Below are 17,064 nucleotides of genomic sequence, written 5' to 3'. Positions count from 1 at the left end.
GCACTCCTTCGTGCGTGGTCGCGTTCCTTCGAGCGAATCCTCCCATGGGGGGAATGCGTGCGAACGCGTGCTGGTTGGCCAGGGGGAACGCGAAGACGGATGCCCTGAACCACCCGAGGAGAGACATGTCCGACACCCAGGTGAGCGAGAAGACCCCGGTCGACTTCTGGTTCGACCCGCTCTGCCCCTGGGCCTGGATGACGTCCCGCTGGATGCTGGAGGTCGAGAAGGTCCGCGACGTCGAGGTCCGCTGGCACGTGATGAGCCTCGCCGTCCTGAACGAGAACAAGCTCGACGAGCTGCCCGAGCGCTACCGCGAGCTGCTCGGCCCCAAGGGCTGGGCGCCGGTGCGCGTCGTCGTCGCCGCACAGCAGAAGTTCGGCGACGAGATCACCGGCAAGCTGTACACCGAGCTCGGCACCCGCATCCACAACGAGGGCAAGGGCGCGACCCGCGAGGTGATCGCGCAGGCGCTGGCCGCCCTCGACCTGCCGGCCGAGCTGCTCTCGTACGCCGACTCCGACGAGTACGACGAGGTGCTGCGCGCCTCCCACAACGACGGCATCGACCGGGTCGGCCAGGAGGTCGGCACCCCGGTCATCTCGGTGCCCGGCGCCGACGGCGAGGACGTGGCCTTCTTCGGCCCGGTCGTCACCCCGGCCCCGCGCGGCGAGGCCGCCGCCCGGCTGTGGGACGGCACCCTGATGGTCGCCTCCATCCCCGGCTTCTACGAGATCAAGCGGACCCGCACCCAGGGCCCCAACTTCGCGTAGCCGGCCGGCGGCGGACACAGAAGACCCCCGTGAGTCACGTCCTCACGGGGGTCTTCCGCTGTACACGCCCGCACGCGAAGGCTGAGAAGACGATCACGAGGCGGGCGGGCCGGTGGCGCCGATCAGCCCTTGGCGGGGATCAGCAGAGGGGTGTTCGCCTTGGCATCGGCGTAGCGCTTGGCCACGTCCTGCCAGTTCACGACGTTCCACATGGCCTCGATGAAGTCCACCTTCTGGTTCTTGTACTGAAGGTAGAAGGCGTGCTCCCAGGCGTCGAAGACCAGGACCGGCACGGAGGCCTGGCCCACGTTGCCCTGGTGGTCGTAGATCTGCTCGACGATCAGGCGGCCGCTGACGGGCTCGTACGCGAGCACGCCCCAGCCGGAGCCCTGCGTGGCCGAGGACGCGAAGGTCAGCTGCTTCTTGAACTTGGCGAAGGAGCCGAAGGACGCGGTGATGGCGTCCGCGAGCTCGCCCAGGCCGTCGGCGGCGGTGGGCTCGCCGCCGCCCTCGCCGGTCTTCGGGCTGGCCATGTTGTGCCAGTAGATGCTGTGCAGGATGTGGCCGGAGAGGTGGAACGCGAGGTTCTTCTCCAGCCCGTTCAGCGCGCCCCAGTTCTCCTTGTCGCGCGCCTCCTCCAACTGCTCCAGCGTGGAGTTGGCACCGGCGACGTAGGCCGCGTGGTGCTTGTCGTGGTGGAGCTCGATGATCTGCGGGTTGATCACCGGCTCCAGCGCCGCGTAGTCGTAAGGAAGCTCAGGAAGCGTGTAGATGGCCATGCGTAATCCGGTCCCCTCAGCGTGCCAACTTCTTATTGCAACTCATGCGCAACTGCACGCTAGCAGTATCTATTCCTGCTCTCATGTAAGGGTTACCTGCCTGAACGCCGGTGGGCCCCCGCGCTTTCGCGCGGGGGCCCACCGGGAGATCTGGGGGAACGTCAGGAGCCTCAGGCCTCGGTGGCTCCGGGGGCGGCGGTCGCCGCGGCGCGGCGCTGCATCACGTAGCCGGTGACAGCGAGGGCGACCGTCAGGCCGCCGGTGAAGGTCACCTGGACCCGGGTGTCCCCGTCCATCGCCATCAGTACGAGCACCCCGGCCACCCCGGCCAGCGCGACCCACGTCAGGTAGGGGAAGCCCCACATCTTCACGGTCAGCTTCTGCGGCGCCTCCCGCTCCAGCCGCCGGCGCAGCACGAACTGGGAGACGGCGATGAAGCCCCAGACGACGAGGATGACCCCGCCGACCATGTTCAGCAGCCAGGCGAACAGGGTGTCCGGGTACCAGTACGACAGCAGCACGGTGACGAAGCCGAAGCCCGAGGAGGCCAGCACCGCGCGCCGCGGCACCCGGCCGCTGACCTTGCCCAGTGCCTTCGGGCCCTGGCCGCGGGAGATCAGGGAGTAGGCCATGCGCGAGGAGCCGTAGATGTTGGCGTTCATCGCGGACAGCAGGGCCACCAGGATCACCACGTTCATGATCTGGCCGGCGCCGGGGATGCCCAGCCGGTCCAGCGTGGCGGCGTACGGGCCGTTCTCGACCACCGCCGGGTCGTTCCACGGCAGCAGGGTGACGATGAGCAGCATCGAGCCGACGTAGACGATCGCGATCCGCCACATGGTGGTCTTCACGGCCTTCGCCACGCCCTTGACCGGGTTCTCCGACTCGGCGGCGGCGATGGTCACCGTCTCCAGCCCGCCGTACGCGACGACCGAGGCCAGCAGCCCGACCAGCAGGCCGTCCACCCCGTTGGGCAGGAAGCCGCCGTCGTGGACCAGGTTGGCGGCGCCGGGGGAGGAGGTGCCGGGCAGCAGGCCCAGGACGGCCAGCACGCCCAGGCCCAGGAACAGCGCGATCGCGCCGATCTTGAGGGCGGCGAACCAGAACTCGAACTCTCCGAAGTTGGAGACGGCGGCCAGGTTGGAGCCGCAGAACAGCGCCATGAAGGCGAGCACCCACACCCAGGAGGGGGTGCCCGGGAACCAGCCCGTCATGATGTGCGCCGCGCCGATGGCCTCGATGGCCACCCCGACGCACAGCAGCGTCCAGAACATCCAGCCGGCCGTGAACCCGGCCCACGGGCCGATGGCCCGGTCGGCGTGCACCGAGAAGGAGCCGGAGGCGGGGTTCGCGGCCGACATCTCGCCGAGCATCCGCATCACGAACATCACGAGCAGGCCGGACACGGCGTACGCGATCACGATCGACGGGCCGGCCGCGGCGATGCCGGCGCCGGAACCGACGAAGAGCCCGGCGCCGATGACCCCGCCGAGGGCGATCATCGAAAGGTGGCGCTGCTTGAGGCCGTTGCCGAGGGGGGACCCGGAGCCGGGTGCCGCCTGCCGCTCAGGGGGTGCGATGGTGCTCTGACTCATGGGGCCCAGTCTGCCGACCGTCCGCTTATCGGACGTTTGCTGTCCAGCATCCGGACGCGGGTTTCACGTCGCGTGATCAGATCCGCACACGGGAAAGGGCGCGGCCCCGGGACCGGAGTCCCGGGGCCGCGCCCCCACCGCTTCCCCGCGGACGTCAAGAACGCCGGGCCCGCAGCTCCCGCACCCAGGCCACCACCAGCACGGCGCCCGCCGCACCCGTGGACCACAGCAGCTGCGGCCGCGCCGCGTCGTCGAACAGCATCAGCACCAGCACCGCCGCCATCCCGGCCAGCGCCGCCCACGTCAGGTACGGGAAGCACCACATCCGCAGCGTCAGCCGCTCCGGCATCTCCCGCTCCAGCATCCGCCGCAGCTTCAGCTCCGACACCGCGATCAGCGCCCACACGAACAGCAGCACCGCGCCGACCGCGTTGAGCATGTAGAGGAACACCGTGTCCGGCCACAGCAGGTTCAGAACCACCGACACGAACCCGAAGGCCACCGAGGCGAACACGGCCCGGCGCGGCACCCCGCCGCCCGACACCTTCAGCAGCGCCTGCGGCGCCTCGCCCCGCTCGGCCAGCGAGAACACGATGCGCGAGGACCCGTACAGATTGGCGTTCAGCGCCGACAGCAGCGCCACGAACACCACGATGTTCATGATCTGGCCCGCCCCAGGGATGCCGATGGAGTCCAGGACGGCGACGTACGGGCTCTGTCCCGGCTCCAGCGAGTCCCACGGCAGCAGGGTCACGATGACCAGCATCGAGCCGACGTAGAAGAAGAGGATGCGCCACACGGCGCTGCGCACCGCGCGGGCCACGGACTTGGCCGGGTCGTCGGACTCGGCCGCCGCGATGGTGACGACCTCCAGGCCGCCGAAGGCGAAGATGACGGCGAGCATGCCGGCGACCACGCCCCCGAAGCCCTCGGGGAAGAACCCGCCGTGCCCGGTCAGATTGGCCGTGCCGATGGGATCCGTGTCGGGGAGGAACCCGAAGACCGCCAGGGTGCCGAGGATCAGGAACAGCACGATCGCGCCGACCTTGAGGGCCGCGAACCAGAACTCGAACTCGCCGAAGTTCTTCACGGCGGCCAGGTTGCTCACGGTGAAGACCACCATGAAGACCAGCACCCAGACCCACTGGTCCACCGCGGGCAGCCAGCCGTTCGCGATCTTCGCGGCGCCGGTCGCCTCCACCGCCAGCACCACGACCAGCAGGAACCAGTACAGCCAGCCCGCCGAGAAACCGGCCCAGCGTCCCAGTGCCTTCTCCGCGTACACGGAGAACGAGCCGGAGGCGGGCATCGCCGCCGACATCTCGCCGAGCGCCCGCATCACCAGCATGGCGAGGGCGCCCGCCAGCAGGTAGGAGCAGATGATCGCCGGACCGGCGATGCCGATGCCGGCGCCGGAGCCGACGAAGAGCCCGGCGCCGATCACGCCGCCGAGGCCCAGCATGGTCAGGTGGCGCTGCTTGAGGCTGTGACTGAGGGGTTCCACGGGCAGCTCGCCCGGGTCGGAAGGTGCTTCGGGCAGGGGGTCGCGCATGAGGGGTGCTCGTACTCTCGTGCTCGGCAGCGGCGGTGGGTGATCCACATCGGATTGGCGGGACCCTACAGTCTCACCGGATGCGGCCCATCCGCGCAAAACGGACGTGTGGTCTGAACTGACTCGTGATGCGGATCACTGTGACGCGGGTCCGATCCGGCTTATTTGTGAACTCCCCACCAAAGCGGTGAGCAGGGCTTTGTTCCGGTCGACTGTGGGGCGAGACCCGCTCCAGGACTAGCGTCGATCATCGTCCCGTCACGCACCCCTCACTCCGCGGAGCCTCTTGATGAGCACTGCTTCCGTCTCCTTCCGCCCCGGCGCCGTCCTCGCCGACCTGCTGCCCGCGAGCCGCGTCCGCGACATCGCGCTCGTCGCCGGCGGAGCCGCGCTCACCGGCCTGGCCGCGCAGATCGCCGTGCCCGTCCCCGGCTCCCCGGTCCCGGTCACCGGCCAGACCTTCGCGGCCCTGCTGGTCGGCACCGCCTTCGGCGCCCGCCGCGGCTTCCTCTCGCTCGCCCTCTACGCCCTCGTCGGCATGGCGGGCGTGCCGTGGTTCGCGAACGGCACCTCGGGCGCGGGCGGCGCCTCCTTCGGCTACGTCCTCGGCATGCTGCTCGCCGCCACCGTCGTCGGCGCCCTCGCCCGGCGCGGCGCCGACCGTTCGGTGCCGCGCACCGCCGGCGCGATGGTCCTCGGCTCCGCGCTGATCTACGCGGTGGGCGTGCCGTACCTGGCGCTGTCCACCGGCATGTCCTTCGGCGCGGCCGTCGCGGCGGGCCTGACCCCGTTCCTGATCGGCGACGCCCTCAAGGCCGCGCTCGCCATGGGTCTGCTGCCCGCCACGTGGAAGCTGCTCGGCCGCGCGTAGCGCCCCGTACACCGCAGCCCCGGACCGCGATCGGCGGTCCGGGGCTGCGTGCTGTGCGGGCGGGGTGCCGGGGCGGCTACGCCTCGACGGAGGCGGCGGCGGAGGCGGCCGCGGCCTTGCGGCGCTTGTCGCGCACCACGCCGATGACCAGCACCACGGCCGCGACGAGCAGCGACAGCGTCACCGTCTCGCGGTTGTCCTTGTCGTAGACCATGTAGGCCAGGACGAAGGTGATCATCGCGGCGGTGGCGTACGTCAGGTACGGGAACAGCCACATCTTGACCGTCAGCTTCTCCGGCGACTCGCGGACCAGGATCTTGCGCATCCGCAGCTGGGTCAGGCAGATGACCAGCCACACGAAGAGCGCGATCGCACCCGAGGAGTTCAGCAGGAAGTTGAAGACGGTGTCCTTGAACGCGTAGTTGAAGTACACGGCGACGAAGCCGAAGACCACGGAGCCCAGGATGGCGGCCGTCGGCACGCCCCTCTTGCTGACCTTGGCGAAGGCCTTCGGGGCGTCACCGCGCTCGCCCAGCGAGAACGCCATGCGGGAAGCGGTGTACAGGCCCGAGTTCAGGCAGGACAGCACGGCCGTCAGGACGATCACGTTCATGATCTGGCCGGCGTGCGCGATGCCGATCGAGTCCAGGGCGGCGACGTACGAGCCCTTCTTGACGATCGACTCGTCGTTCCACGGCAGCAGGGTCAGGACGATGAAGATCGAGCCCAGGTAGAAGACGCCGATGCGCCAGATCACCGAGTTGGTGGCCTTGGTGACCGCGCGCCGCGGGTTCTCGGACTCGCCGGCGGCCAGCGTGACGATCTCGCTGCCCATGAAGGAGAAGACGACCATCAGCACACCGGTGAGGATCGAGCCCCAGCCGTTGGGCATGAACCCGCCCGCGTCGGTCAGGTGCGCGAAGCCCGCGCCCGGGTTGTCCGAGCCCGGCAGCACGCCGAAGACGGCCAGCATGCCGATGATCACGAACGCGCCGATGGCGACGACCTTGATGCCCGCGAACCAGAACTCGAACTCGCCGTAGGAGGCGACCGAGCCGAGGTTGGTGACGGTCAGGACCGCCATCACGATCAGTGCCCAGGCCCACTGCGGGACGGCCGGGACCCAGCCTTCGAGGATGACGGCGCCGGCGGTGGCCTCGACGGCCAGCACGACGACCCAGAAGAACCAGTACAGCCAGCCGATGGAGAAGCCGGCCCAGCGGCCGAGCGCGCGGTCGGCGTACGCGGAGAAGGAGCCCGAGTTCGGGCTGGCGGCGGCCATCTCGCCGAGCATCCGCATGACGAAGACGACCATGGCGCCGACGAGTGCGTACGACACGAGGATGGCGGGGCCGGCCTTGGCGATGCCGCCGCCGGAGCCGACGAAGAGTCCGGCGCCGATGACGCCGCCAATGGCGATCATGGACAGGTGGCGGTTCTTGAGACCGGCCTTCAGACCGTCGGAGGGCTGGGCGTCGCCGGGAGTGCCGGAGGGGTCGCCTGCCTTCTGAAGGGTCGTCGTGGAGCTCATGGACGATTCCTTAGGGTTCTCGGGTTGTGAGCCCCGGCATTCAAACCTGACATCGAGGCAAGGCGGAAGACCCCATTTCGATGGTTGCCTCAGGCTAGAACCCGTCGATCATGGTCCTGGCGGGCCCCGTCTGGGTTCTTTGGGTTTACTTGAGGTTTAGAAGTGATTTACGCGACACTTCCCCAGCCTTCGCCGGGACACCCCCAACGGCGGGCCGCCGGGCTCCGCCGTGCCACACTCGTCCCATGCGCGTGTACCTCGGATCCGACCATGCCGGCTTTGAGCTCAAGAACCACCTGGTGGACTGGCTCAAGAACAACGGCCACGAGCCCGTCGACTGCGGGCCCCACATCTACGACGCGGTGGACGATTACCCGCCGTTCTGCCTGCGCGCCGCGGAGAAGACCGCCGCGGACGCCGACGGCCTCGGCATCGTGATCGGCGGCTCCGGCAACGGCGAGCAGATCGCCGCGAACAAGGTGAAGGGCGTCCGCGCCATCCTCGCCTGGAGCGTCGAGACCGCGAAGCTCGGCCGCGAGCACAACAACGCCAACGTCATCTCGGTCGGCGGCCGGATGCACACGCAGGACGAGGCCGTCTCCTTCATCGAGGCCTTCCTGGCGACCCCGTACTCCGGCGAGGAGCGCCACACCCGCCGCATCGAGATGCTCTCCGCCTACGAGCAGACCGGCGAACTGCCCCCGATCCCGGCACACCACCCCCAGGGCTGACCCGCACCTCCGCCGTGCCACCGGGACCCCCGGCGGCACGGCGGTTTCGTCACCCGATGACCGCCGAGGAGCGCCGCCGTGCCCGAGGGGCATACGATCCACCGCCTCGCCCAGGACCACACCGAGCGGTTCGCCGCGCGCCCCGTCCGGGTCAGCAGCCCGCAGGGCCGCTTCGCCGACAGCGCGGCCCTGCTCGACGGCCGCGAACTGGAGAGCGCCGAGGCACACGGCAAGCACCTCTTCCTGGAACTCGGCGACGCCTGGATCCACATCCACCTCGGCCTGTTCGGCAAGCTCGGCTTCGGCCCCGCCCCGGCGCCCCCGGCCACCGACACCGTCCGGCTGCGCCTGCTCAACGCCGACCACTACGCCGACCTGCGCGGCCCGACCGCCTGCGCCCTGATCGGCGAGGGCGAGAAGAAGGCGATACACGACCGGCTCGGCCCGGACCCGCTGCGCCCGGCCGACGACCCCGACCGGGCCTGGCGGCGCGTCTCCCGCTCCTGCACCACGGTCGCCGCGCTGCTCATGGACCAGAAGGTGATCGCCGGCGTCGGCAACGTCTACCGCGCCGAGGTCCTCTTCCGGCACGGCATCGACCCGTACCGGCTCGGCAAGGACCTCACGCGCGCCGAATGGGACGCGCTCTGGGCCGACCTCGTCCTGCTGATGCGCGAGGGCGTGCGGAACAACCGCATCGACACCGTCCGCGACGAGCACCTGCCCGAGGCGATGGGCCGCCCGCCCCGCGTCGACGACCACGGGGGCGAGGTGTACGTCTACCGTCGGGCGAACATGCCCTGCCACATCTGCGGGGACGAGATCCGCACCGCCGGTCTCGCCGCCCGCAACCTCTTCTGGTGCCCCGGCTGCCAGCGCCGCTAGGGCCTGTCCTTTCGGATCAGGCCGGGCTCGCGGCCCCAGGACCTGTCGGAGCCGCGAGCGCCCGGACCGCCTAGAACCCGTGCGGCAGCCAGGGGGCCACGTCCCCGGCGAAGGCCCGGGAGGCCTCCGTCAGCGCGCCCGCGCGCAGCTCCCGTACCCGACCCGCGGCGGCGAGCGAGGTGAGGGTGATGCCGCCCAGGTAGGCGGAGCCGAGCTCCCGTACGGACAGCTCCAGATCGGCCGGGTCCGCGGTCCGGACGCAGCGGGCCGCGCCCTTCGCGTCGGCGGTCAGCCGCCACCGGCCCTCGTTCCACGGGCAGAACGCGTCCTCGACCTCCACGACCACGTCCAGCGGCGCCCCGTACGTCCGCGCCTCCAGCGCCGCCGGCAGGTCCACGAGCCGGACGTGCAGCGAGTCGCGCGCCATCGGCCGGGCCCGCCGGATGTCGCTGACCAGGTGCAGGACCGGGTCGTCCGCCGGCCGCCTGGCCGCCCGTACCGACCAGGTCAGGTCGATCTCGAACAGGTAGCGCCACAGCGCCGCCTCCGCCGCGGGATCCAGGGCGTCCAGGTCGCTCACCAGGACCTTGCCCTCCGAACCGGTCATGTCCCAGTCCGCCTTGACCCGGTAGCGGGCGTACCCCACCACCGCGCCGTCCTCCCGCTCCGCGACCACGCACTTCAGCGGGGAGCCGCCCGCGCGCATCGAGGGCGGATCCAGCAGCGCCTGCCGCTCCCAGCCCGGCTGCCGGGCGGTCATCCCGGGCCGCCGGGACACCAGCTCCGCGTACACCTGCTCGCACTCGGGCAGGGCCTTCTCCGGGTCCACCAGCCGCAGCCGGACCTCGTCCGTCCCCGGCGGCACGGACAGCCGTACGCGGGTGGTGTCGATGTCCACCGCCAGGGCGTACGTACCGGTGCCGTAGCCGAACCGGCCGTAGATCGCGGGCTCCGATGCCGTCAGCACGGCGAGCGGTTCACCACCCGCCCGGATGTCGTCCATCTGGCGGCGCATCAGCGAGGTCAGCACCCCGCGGCGGCGGTGCGTCGGCGCGACGCCGACCATCGTCACCCCGGCCGCGGGCACCAGCGCGCCGCCCGGAACGGAGAGGCGGAAGCTGAACGCACCGGCCGAACCGACACAGGTCTCCCCGTCCCAGACGGCCAGGGAACGTTCGCGTTCGGTCAGCGACTTGTACAGGTCGCGTTCCTCGGAGGACTCGGGCACACCGCCGAAGGCCAGTTCCAGGTGGTCGTACCAGACATCCCACTCGTCAGCCTGCAATACGCGCGTTTCAAGGGCCATACGGCCATCCCTATCAGGGCATTCCGTCCCAGTCGAAATGATTTCGAGCGGCGGAGGGACCCCGGTCCGGGGGTACCCCTGCACACGCACAGCCAGGATCGATAGGGTCCCGGTGCAATGGCCGGAGCACGCGTGGAGACGCTCATGGCCCGGACACGCATGCTGTGGCACCGGGCCCGCACCTCCCTGCGCAAATCCGCCGTCGACTATTTCCGCGGCGACGCCTCCGACTGGCTCGCCTTCGCCGGGCTACTGCTGACCGTCCCCGCCATCGCCTGCGGCACCCTGATGCTGCCGGTCTGGTTCTCGCCCTCCGCCCTCGTCCTGCCCATCGTGGCGGGCGGCCTGCTGCTGCGGCCCGCCAGCCTGCTCGGCCTGTACGCCGCCTCCGCGGCTGCCCTGATCGTCGAGGCCCTCGTCCTCGGGCCGTACACCCAGGGGCCGGCCCGGGTCACCCCCGGCACGGTCCTGGTCGTGGCCGCCTGCGGGTTCTTCGGCCTGGTCATCGCCCAGTTCCGCAGCCGCGTCGGGGTGCCCTGGAGACGCGGCGGCACCATGCTCTTCGACCTCCGCGAACGCATCCGGGTCCAGAGCAAACTCCCCGGCCTGCCGCGCGGCTGGCACCGCGAGATGGCGCTGCGCCCGGCCGGCGGCCAGTCCTTCTCCGGCGACTTCGTCGTCGCGGCCCGGACGGGCGGCGGCCGGACCCTGGAGGTCGTCCTCACCGACGTCTCCGGCAAGGGCATGGAAGCCGGCTCCCGCGCCCTCCTGCTGTCCGGGGCGTTCGGCGGGCTGCTCGGCGCGCTGCCCCCGCACGGCTTCCTGCCCGCCGCCAACGGCTACCTGCTCCGCCAGGACTGGGACGAGGGCTTCGCCACCTCCATCCACCTCGTCCTGGACCTGGAGACCGGCGACTACGAACTCCTCTCCGCCGGACACCTCCCCGCCCTCCAGCTCTCGGCGGGCACCGGACGCTGGCAGGAGAAGACCGGCGAGGGCCCGCTGCTCGGCGTCTACGACGGCGCCGACTTCCGGCCCGCGCGCGGAAACCTCCGCCCCGGCGATGTCCTGATGCTGTTCACCGACGGCCTCGTCGAGACCGCCGACCGCGACATCAGCGAGGGCATCGACCGCCTCACCGGCGAAGCCGACCGCTACGTCGCCGCCGGCTGGGAGGGCGCGGCCTGGCACCTGATCGAGAAGGTGGCCAAGGACGTCAACGACGACCGCGCGCTCCTCCTCATCCGCCGCTCCCCCTGAGACCCGGACACCGCCCTAGTCGAACTAGTCGAACTAGTCGAACCGGATGTGCCGGACGCCGACCAGCGCGCGCCGGATCCGGCCCCGCAACGGGGAGTCCGTGTCCGGGGTCAGCTCCAGTCCGGCGGAGGCCGCGACCCGGTCGGCCACCTGCGGCACGGTCAGCCCGTCCGTGGCGAGCCGCTCCGCGAACTCCGGCGCGCGCAGCGCCTCCAGGCACCCGTCGAGCCGGGACACCGCGAAGCTCTCCCGCTTCAGCCCCCGGCCGAGCCCGCGCTCGCTCAGCCGCCGCAGCACCGTCTCCCGCCGCGCCAGCAGCGCGAAATGCCGTACGTCGTGACCTCGTGCGCGCAGCCGCCCCACGGTCTGCGCGAAGTAGGCCGGCTCCGTGACGGTCATCGGCACCAGCACCACGCCCGGATGGCTCCGCGCGGCCAGCTCCAGCACCTCGAACACCCCCTGGCGCCAGGCCGGGAGGTCCTGGAAGTCGCCGCGCAGCGCGGGCGGCGTCATCCGGTGCAGCCCGAACCCGACGTGCTCCGGGTCGCACACCACGCTCCCGGGCAGTCGCCGGAGCAGCTCGTGGGCGGTCTGCGTCTTGCCGCCCCCGAACGGCCCGTTGAGCCAGACGATCACCGCGCGTCCCGCTCGATCCAGGGCCCGTACCCGAGCCTGCCGGTGTTCCCGAGGTCGATCGGCTGCGTCAGCCGCAGCCGCAGCCTCGGCGCGCCCGGGCGGGGGACGGCCTCGATCTCCCAGCCCTCCACCGCCGGGACCGTCACGTCCGTGACCGTGTTCCGCCACACCATGGAGAACGTCGCCTCGGCCCCGGGCCGCAGCGTCATCCTCCGCGGGGCCGCCTCCACGCCCGTCACCGAGGTGGTGACCCCGTTCGTCCCGGTGCCCGCCGACACCTCGACCGGCGCGCCCTGCCGGTCCAGGACGCGGAGCTCCGGATAGCCCTCCAGTACGTACGGCTCCGTACCGCAGTTGACCAGCGCGAGCGAGGCCAGCCGGAGCCCCATCGCGGCGTCCCCGCCGGCCTCGCGCAGCCGCACGCCGCCTTCCGGGCACGGCTGCGACCCGGGCTGCGACGGCCGCTCGGGCTGCGAGGGCTGAACGGGCTGCGGCGGCCGCGCCGGCCGGGAGGCCGACGGCCCCCGGACCGGAGCCGTCGGCCCCGGCGCCGCCTCCGGCGGGGGCGGCACCTCACACCCCGCCAGCGCCCCCACGGCGATCACGCCCCCGACCAGTCCCCGTACCCACCGCTTCGCGATCATCCGTAGACCCTACGACCGCCCCCGCGGCCGCGGGCCACTCACCCCGGATTGGCCCGCCCGCCGCCCCGGCCCGCGCCCTACCGTGCCCCCATGGACCGCACGCTCGCCGCCGATCTCGCCCGGCTCCCCGAACTCCTCGACGCCACCCGTCGCGCCGCCGCCGAAGCCCTCGCGACGCTGGACACCCGACCCGTCCTCGCGGCCGACGGCGCCGCACCGCACGGCCCCGCGCCGCTGCCCGAGCCGCTCCCCGAGGACGGCTCCGGCGCGGATGCCGCCCTCGCCGCCTTCCGCGACCGCTGGGAGCCCCGCCTGTCGGCCTCCGCCGGACCCCGCTACCTCGGCTTCGTCACCGGCGGAGCCACCCCCGCCGCCCTCGCCGGGGACTGGCTCACCGCCGCCCACGACCAGAACTCCAACTCCGCCCTGGACGGCGCCGGCCAAGACCTCGAACGCGAGACCGTCGGCTGGCTCCGGGAGCTCTTCGGGATCTCCGACGCCCACACCGGCACCTTCGTCAGCGGCGCCACCATGTCCAACACCACCGGCCTCGCCATCGCCCGCGAATGGCTCGGCGAGCGCCTCGGAGTCTCCCCCAGCGAGGACGGCGCGGCAGCGCTCGGCCCCGTCCGGGTCCTCTCCGGCGCACCCCACTCCTCCATCGCCAAGGCCCTCTCCGTCCTCGGCCTCGGCCGAGGCTCCCTCGTCCCCGTCCCCACCCTCCCCGGCCGCGAGGCCGTCGACCCCGCCGCCCTCGACCGGGCCCTCGCCGACACCCCGGGACCGGCCGTCGTCGTCGCCAACGCCGGCACCGTCAACACCGTCGACTTCGACGACCTCCGCGCCGTCGCCGCGCTCAAGGAGCGCCACGACTTCTGGCTGCACACCGACGCCGCCTTCGGCGCCTTCGCCGCGCTCTCCCCGGAGCACGCCCACCTCACCGCCGGACTCGACGCGAGCGACTCCCTCTGCGTCGACCTGCACAAGTGGCTCAACGTCCCGTACGACAGCGCCGTCCAGTTCACCCGCCGCCAGGACCTCCAGGCCCGCGTCTTCCAGAACTCCGCCGCCTACCTCGGCCCCCTCGGCAGCCACCCCGACCTGGTCCACCTCACCCCCGAGAACTCCCACCGGCTGCGCGCCCTCGCCGCCTGGTTCACGCTCCGCGCGTACGGCCGCCGGGGCCACCGGGAGATCGTCGAGCGCGACATCGCCTGCGCCCGGGCGCTCGGCGCGGAACTGGCCGGGGACCCGGCCTTCCGCCTCCTCGCCCCGGTCCGGCTGAACGTCGTCTGCTTCACCCTCGCCGACGACCCGGCCCCGGCCCGGCTCGCGGCGCTGCGGGAGGCCGCCGCGGCGGAGGTGTTCGTCACCCCGACCGTGCTGGCGGGAACCCCGGCCCTGCGCGCGGCGTTCTCCAACTGGCGTACCACGCGGGAGGATGTGCGCCGGGCCGCCCAGGCCCTCCGTACGGCGGCAAGGGAGATCGCATGACGAGCAGCCCCCTGACCCTCATGGAGGTCGAAGCCCTCGCCCGCTCGGCGCACGAGGGGCAGACCGACAAGGCCGGCCGGCCCTACGCCGAGCACCTCGCGGCCGTCGCCGAGGGCGTCCGCGTCCGCGGCGGCAGCGCCGAACAGCAGGCGGCGGCCTGGCTCCACGACGCCATCGAGGACGACGCGCTCACCCCGGCCTGGCTCGCCGGCGCCGCCCTCCCGCAGCCCGTCAAGGAGATGGTGCTGGCGCTCACCAAGCGCCCGGGCGAGCCCGTCGAGCAGTACACGGCCCGCATCCTCGCCACCCCGGGCGCCCTCCTGGTCAAGGAGGCCGACCTCGCGCACAACGCCGACCCGGCGCGGCTGTCCGTACTCGACGGCCCAACGCGGGAGCGGCTGTCCGCGAAGTACGCGTATGTCCGCTCCCTCCTCGGCCTCACCGCGCCGTGACGGCCGCCACCGCGCCCGAAACATGCCCGGTGCGGATGCCGCTGGCGCAAACGTGACGATGCCGATTCGTCACGGGGCGGATACCCAGGGCTCGTTGGTGGGAGGATGGTCCATGTGGGGGCGTGCGTGGCCGCACGCCCCGGGCCGACCAGGGGACGACCGAAGGTGTGATCAGTAGTGGCCATTTCGCTGTCAGTGGTGGTTCTGTTGGCGGTCATCCTGGTGGTGCTGATCCGCGGCAAACACCTCAAGGCCGGTCCCGCGATCATCGCGGTCCTCTTCGGCTTCTTCCTCGCGTCCAGCTCCATCGCCCCGGACGTCAACCGCTTCCTGAACTCCCTCGCGGACACCATCGCGGGCATCAAGCTCTAGGGGCCGGCGGTGGCGAGCGGTTTACGCGGTGGCCTGCGCAGGCGTCCGGTGACCCGACGGGGCACCGCAGGAGGAACACCGGCCGCTCCAACGGACGGCACGCAGGGGGCATGCGGGGCTGATCGCGGGTCTGGGAATGACGAAGGGCCAGGTTGAGGAAATGTCCTCTGACCTGGCCCTTTGTGTTTCAGAGCGGGTGACGGGAATCGAACCCGCGTAGCTAGTTTGGAAGACTAGTGCTCTACCATTGAGCTACACCCGCAACGCGCGCGCCGCAGGTCAGGGACCGCGGCACAGGCAGCATCCTAGCGGGTCGCGCGGGGGGAGTGCACACCACATCCGCCGAGCCGGAGCGCGGACCGGCGTACGCGCCCGCGCGGGCGCCCACGCGCGGTCCCGGGGAATCCGCGCGCGCCCACGGCATGTCGGAGGGCGTTCGGGCATGTACCCTACGTGTCGCACCGACGGGGTGTGGCGCAGCTTGGTAGCGCGTCCGCTTTGGGAGCGGAAGGTCGTCGGTTCGAATCCGGCCACCCCGACCACCAGCACGCTCATCACGAAGATCGCGTTGTGGGCTGATTGCCGCTTGCGGTTACTATGCAAGCTGCGTGCCCGTGTGTCTGATGTACCGGGCCCGATCCGCTGAACCGCTGAATCGCAGCGTGACGGCAGAACCCCCAGCAGTCAGCCACAAGGAGACCGAACCGTGAAGAGCGCCGTGGAGACCCTGAACCCGACTCGGGTTCGGCTCACTGTTGAGGTGCCCTTCGAGGAGCTCAAGGACAGCCTCGACGCGGCGTACAAGAAGATCAACCAGCAGGTCACGGTGAAGGGCTTCCGCAAGGGCAAGATCCCTGCCCGCGTCATCGACCAGCGCTTCGGCCGCGGTGCGGTGCTGGAGGAGGCCGTCAACGACGCCCTCCCGAAGTTCTACACCGAGGCGGTCAACGAGGCCGACCTGAACCCGCTGGGCCAGCCCGAGGTGGACATCACGGAGCTGAAGGACGGCGAACTGCTGGCCTTCACCGCCGAGGTCGACGTCCGCCCCGAGATCGAGATCCCGGACTACTCCGGCATCGAGGTCGAGGTCGACGCCATCGAGGTCTCCGAGGAGGACATCGAGAAGTCGGTCGAGCAGCTGCGCGGTCGCTTCGCGTCCACCAAGGACGTCGAGCGCGCCGCCACCGAGGGTGACGTCGTCACCCTCGACCTGGAGGCCAAGGTCGACGGCGAGGTGCTGCCCGACGGCGTCGCCTCCGACGTCTCGTACACCATTGGCTCGGGCGAGCTCCTCGACGGCATCGACGAGGCCGTCAAGGGCCTGGAGGCCGGTGGCGAGGCCACCTTCACCTCCCAGCTGAAGGGCGGCTCCGCCGAGGGCAAGGACGCCGAGGTCACCGTCAAGGTCACCAAGGTCTCCGCCCGCGAGCTGCCGGAGCTGGACGACGAGTTCGCGCAGATGGCGAGCGAGTTCGACACCCTTGAGGAGCTCAAGGCCGACAGCCGTACCCGCCTTGAGAACATGAAGCAGTACGACCAGGCCACGCAGGCCCAGGAGCGCGTCCTGGAGAAGCTGCTGGAGCTCGTCGAGGTCCCGATCCCCGAGAAGCTCCTCGCGGACGAGGTCCAGACCCGCAAGCACAACCTGGAGCACCACCAGCTCGGCCAGATGGGCCTGACCATCGAGAAGTACCTGGAGTTCCAGGGCAAGACGGTCGAGGAGTTCGACGCCGAGACCTCCGAGCAGGCGATCAAGGGCATCAAGACCCAGTTCGTCCTCGACGCGCTGGTCAACAAGGAGAAGCTGGGCGTCAACCAGGAGGAGCTCACCGAGCACCTCATGCGCCGTGCCCAGTCCTCCGGCATGTCCCCCGACCAGTTCGCCCAGGCCGTCGTCGAGGGTGGCCAGGTCCCGATGCTGGTCGGCGAGGTCGCGCGCGGCAAGGCCCTCGCGGTCGTCGTCGAGGCCGCCAAGGTCACCGACACCAACGGTGAGGTCGTCGACCTCTCCGACGACGAGGACGAGGCCGAGACCGCCGCCGAGACCGCCGAGGCCGCTGTCGAGGCCGACGCGGACGAGGCCGAGGTCAAGGGCGACGAGGCCAAGTAACACCCCGGGCGAGAGCCCACCGAGCAGTGCCCCGAAGGGCCCGTACGCAGCCGCGTCCGGGCCCTTCGGCATC

At 71.3% G+C, this 17,064-nt stretch carries 16 protein-coding genes and 2 tRNA genes; 10 read left to right on the top strand and 8 right to left on the bottom strand.

Features of this window, described 5'->3' with window-relative positions; all coding sequences use genetic code 11:
- Positions 1-125 precede the first annotated feature (125 nt).
- A complete protein-coding gene (locus tag EES41_RS13525) occupies positions 126-773 on the top strand; it encodes a DsbA family protein (RefSeq protein ID WP_123078353.1) in 648 nt (215 codons plus the stop codon).
- A 122-nt stretch (positions 774-895) separates the two neighbouring features.
- Here EES41_RS13525 and EES41_RS13520 read toward each other — a convergent pair whose 3' ends face one another.
- The 3 genes from EES41_RS13520 to EES41_RS13510 all read right to left on the bottom strand — a co-directional run bounded on the left by EES41_RS13520 (position 896) and on the right by EES41_RS13510 (position 4,699).
- A complete protein-coding gene (locus EES41_RS13520) occupies positions 896-1,552 on the bottom strand; it encodes a superoxide dismutase (protein ID WP_123078351.1) in 657 nt (218 codons plus the stop codon).
- Between the two features lie 170 nt (positions 1,553-1,722).
- Positions 1,723-3,147 (bottom strand): amino acid permease, encoded by a 1,425-nt coding sequence (locus EES41_RS13515; RefSeq protein WP_123078349.1) that lies wholly within the window; start codon positions 3,145-3,147, stop codon positions 1,723-1,725.
- Positions 3,148-3,301: 154 nt separating this feature from the next.
- A complete protein-coding gene (locus tag EES41_RS13510; RefSeq protein ID WP_123078347.1) occupies positions 3,302-4,699 on the bottom strand; it encodes an amino acid permease in 1,398 nt (465 codons plus the stop codon).
- Between the two features lie 289 nt (positions 4,700-4,988).
- On the opposite strand from EES41_RS13510, the gene EES41_RS13505 reads away from it, so the two are divergent.
- Positions 4,989-5,570: a biotin transporter BioY gene (locus EES41_RS13505; RefSeq protein ID WP_123078345.1), complete on the top strand. Its 582-nt coding sequence runs from the start codon at positions 4,989-4,991 to the stop codon at positions 5,568-5,570.
- Between the two features lie 76 nt (positions 5,571-5,646).
- On the opposite strand, the gene EES41_RS13500 is transcribed toward EES41_RS13505, so the two are convergent.
- Positions 5,647-7,101, bottom strand: a complete 1,455-nt coding sequence (locus tag EES41_RS13500) for an amino acid permease (protein ID WP_123078343.1) — start codon at positions 7,099-7,101, stop codon at positions 5,647-5,649.
- 245 nt (positions 7,102-7,346) lie between these two features.
- Between EES41_RS13500 and EES41_RS13495 the strand changes: the two genes are divergently transcribed.
- Together EES41_RS13495 and EES41_RS13490 are read left to right on the top strand one after the other, a co-directional pair.
- Complete coding sequence (locus tag EES41_RS13495; protein ID WP_030862238.1) at positions 7,347-7,832, top strand: ribose-5-phosphate isomerase; 486 nt, start codon at positions 7,347-7,349, stop codon at positions 7,830-7,832.
- 78 nt (positions 7,833-7,910) lie between these two features.
- A complete protein-coding gene (locus EES41_RS13490) occupies positions 7,911-8,717 on the top strand; it encodes an Fpg/Nei family DNA glycosylase (RefSeq protein WP_123078341.1) in 807 nt (268 codons plus the stop codon).
- A 70-nt stretch (positions 8,718-8,787) separates the two neighbouring features.
- On the opposite strand, the gene EES41_RS13485 is transcribed toward EES41_RS13490, so the two are convergent.
- Complete coding sequence (locus EES41_RS13485) at positions 8,788-10,023, bottom strand: GNAT family N-acetyltransferase (RefSeq protein WP_123078339.1); 1,236 nt, start codon at positions 10,021-10,023, stop codon at positions 8,788-8,790.
- 117 nt (positions 10,024-10,140) lie between these two features.
- Here EES41_RS13485 and EES41_RS13480 point away from each other — a divergent pair, with 117 nt between their 5' ends.
- Positions 10,141-11,283, top strand: a complete 1,143-nt coding sequence (locus tag EES41_RS13480) for a PP2C family protein-serine/threonine phosphatase (protein ID WP_123078337.1) — start codon at positions 10,141-10,143, stop codon at positions 11,281-11,283.
- 33 nt (positions 11,284-11,316) lie between these two features.
- Here the strand turns inward: EES41_RS13480 and EES41_RS13475 are convergent, their stop codons facing one another.
- Entirely contained in the window at positions 11,317-11,919 is a 603-nt protein-coding gene (locus tag EES41_RS13475) for an AAA family ATPase (RefSeq protein ID WP_123078335.1), read from the bottom strand.
- Complete coding sequence (locus EES41_RS13470; protein ID WP_123078333.1) at positions 11,916-12,563, bottom strand: DUF4232 domain-containing protein; 648 nt, start codon at positions 12,561-12,563, stop codon at positions 11,916-11,918. The genes EES41_RS13475 and EES41_RS13470 overlap by 4 nt, the downstream gene beginning before the upstream one ends.
- 90 nt (positions 12,564-12,653) lie before the next feature.
- Between EES41_RS13470 and EES41_RS13465 the strand changes: the two genes are divergently transcribed.
- The 3 genes from EES41_RS13465 to EES41_RS13455 all read left to right on the top strand — a co-directional run bounded on the left by EES41_RS13465 (position 12,654) and on the right by EES41_RS13455 (position 14,881).
- Complete coding sequence (locus EES41_RS13465; RefSeq protein ID WP_123078331.1) at positions 12,654-14,057, top strand: pyridoxal-dependent decarboxylase; 1,404 nt, start codon at positions 12,654-12,656, stop codon at positions 14,055-14,057.
- Complete coding sequence (locus EES41_RS13460; RefSeq protein ID WP_123078329.1) at positions 14,054-14,509, top strand: HD domain-containing protein; 456 nt, start codon at positions 14,054-14,056, stop codon at positions 14,507-14,509. The genes EES41_RS13465 and EES41_RS13460 overlap by 4 nt, the downstream gene beginning before the upstream one ends.
- Positions 14,510-14,686: 177 nt before the next feature.
- Complete coding sequence (locus tag EES41_RS13455) at positions 14,687-14,881, top strand: hypothetical protein (RefSeq protein ID WP_008739008.1); 195 nt, start codon at positions 14,687-14,689, stop codon at positions 14,879-14,881.
- A 191-nt stretch (positions 14,882-15,072) separates the two neighbouring features.
- Here EES41_RS13455 and EES41_RS13450 read toward each other — a convergent pair.
- Positions 15,073-15,143, bottom strand: a tRNA-Gly gene (locus EES41_RS13450).
- Positions 15,144-15,346: 203 nt separating this feature from the next.
- Between EES41_RS13450 and EES41_RS13445 the strand changes: the two genes are divergently transcribed.
- Together EES41_RS13445 and tig are read left to right on the top strand one after the other, a co-directional pair.
- Positions 15,347-15,423: transfer RNA gene (locus tag EES41_RS13445), tRNA-Pro, on the top strand.
- Between the two features lie 164 nt (positions 15,424-15,587).
- Complete coding sequence (gene tig, locus EES41_RS13440) at positions 15,588-16,991, top strand: trigger factor (protein WP_123078327.1); 1,404 nt, start codon at positions 15,588-15,590, stop codon at positions 16,989-16,991.
- Positions 16,992-17,064 lie beyond the last annotated feature (73 nt).

This window comes from Streptomyces sp. ADI95-16 (assembly GCF_003721495.1).
GTDB lineage: Bacteria > Actinomycetota > Actinomycetes > Streptomycetales > Streptomycetaceae > Streptomyces > Streptomyces goshikiensis.
The sequence above is the reverse complement of the archived record's forward strand: the minus strand, read 5'-3'. Positions and strand labels throughout refer to the sequence as shown.

Coding starts and splice junctions, on each gene's coding strand:
- EES41_RS13470 (WP_123078333.1), bottom strand. CDS start 12,563: ATGATCGCGAAGCGGTGGGTACGGGGACTGGTCGGGGGCGTGATCGCC.
- EES41_RS13465 (WP_123078331.1), top strand. CDS start 12,654: ATGGACCGCACGCTCGCCGCCGATCTCGCCCGGCTCCCCGAACTCCTC.
- EES41_RS13485 (WP_123078339.1), bottom strand. CDS start 10,023: ATGGCCCTTGAAACGCGCGTATTGCAGGCTGACGAGTGGGATGTCTGG.
- EES41_RS13505 (WP_123078345.1), top strand. CDS start 4,989: ATGAGCACTGCTTCCGTCTCCTTCCGCCCCGGCGCCGTCCTCGCCGAC.
- EES41_RS13480 (WP_123078337.1), top strand. CDS start 10,141: ATGGCCGGAGCACGCGTGGAGACGCTCATGGCCCGGACACGCATGCTG.
- EES41_RS13520 (WP_123078351.1), bottom strand. CDS start 1,552: ATGGCCATCTACACGCTTCCTGAGCTTCCTTACGACTACGCGGCGCTG.
- EES41_RS13495 (WP_030862238.1), top strand. CDS start 7,347: ATGCGCGTGTACCTCGGATCCGACCATGCCGGCTTTGAGCTCAAGAAC.
- EES41_RS13500 (WP_123078343.1), bottom strand. CDS start 7,101: ATGAGCTCCACGACGACCCTTCAGAAGGCAGGCGACCCCTCCGGCACT.
- EES41_RS13525 (WP_123078353.1), top strand. CDS start 126: ATGTCCGACACCCAGGTGAGCGAGAAGACCCCGGTCGACTTCTGGTTC.
- EES41_RS13460 (WP_123078329.1), top strand. CDS start 14,054: ATGACGAGCAGCCCCCTGACCCTCATGGAGGTCGAAGCCCTCGCCCGC.
- EES41_RS13510 (WP_123078347.1), bottom strand. CDS start 4,699: ATGCGCGACCCCCTGCCCGAAGCACCTTCCGACCCGGGCGAGCTGCCC.
- EES41_RS13515 (WP_123078349.1), bottom strand. CDS start 3,147: ATGAGTCAGAGCACCATCGCACCCCCTGAGCGGCAGGCGGCACCCGGC.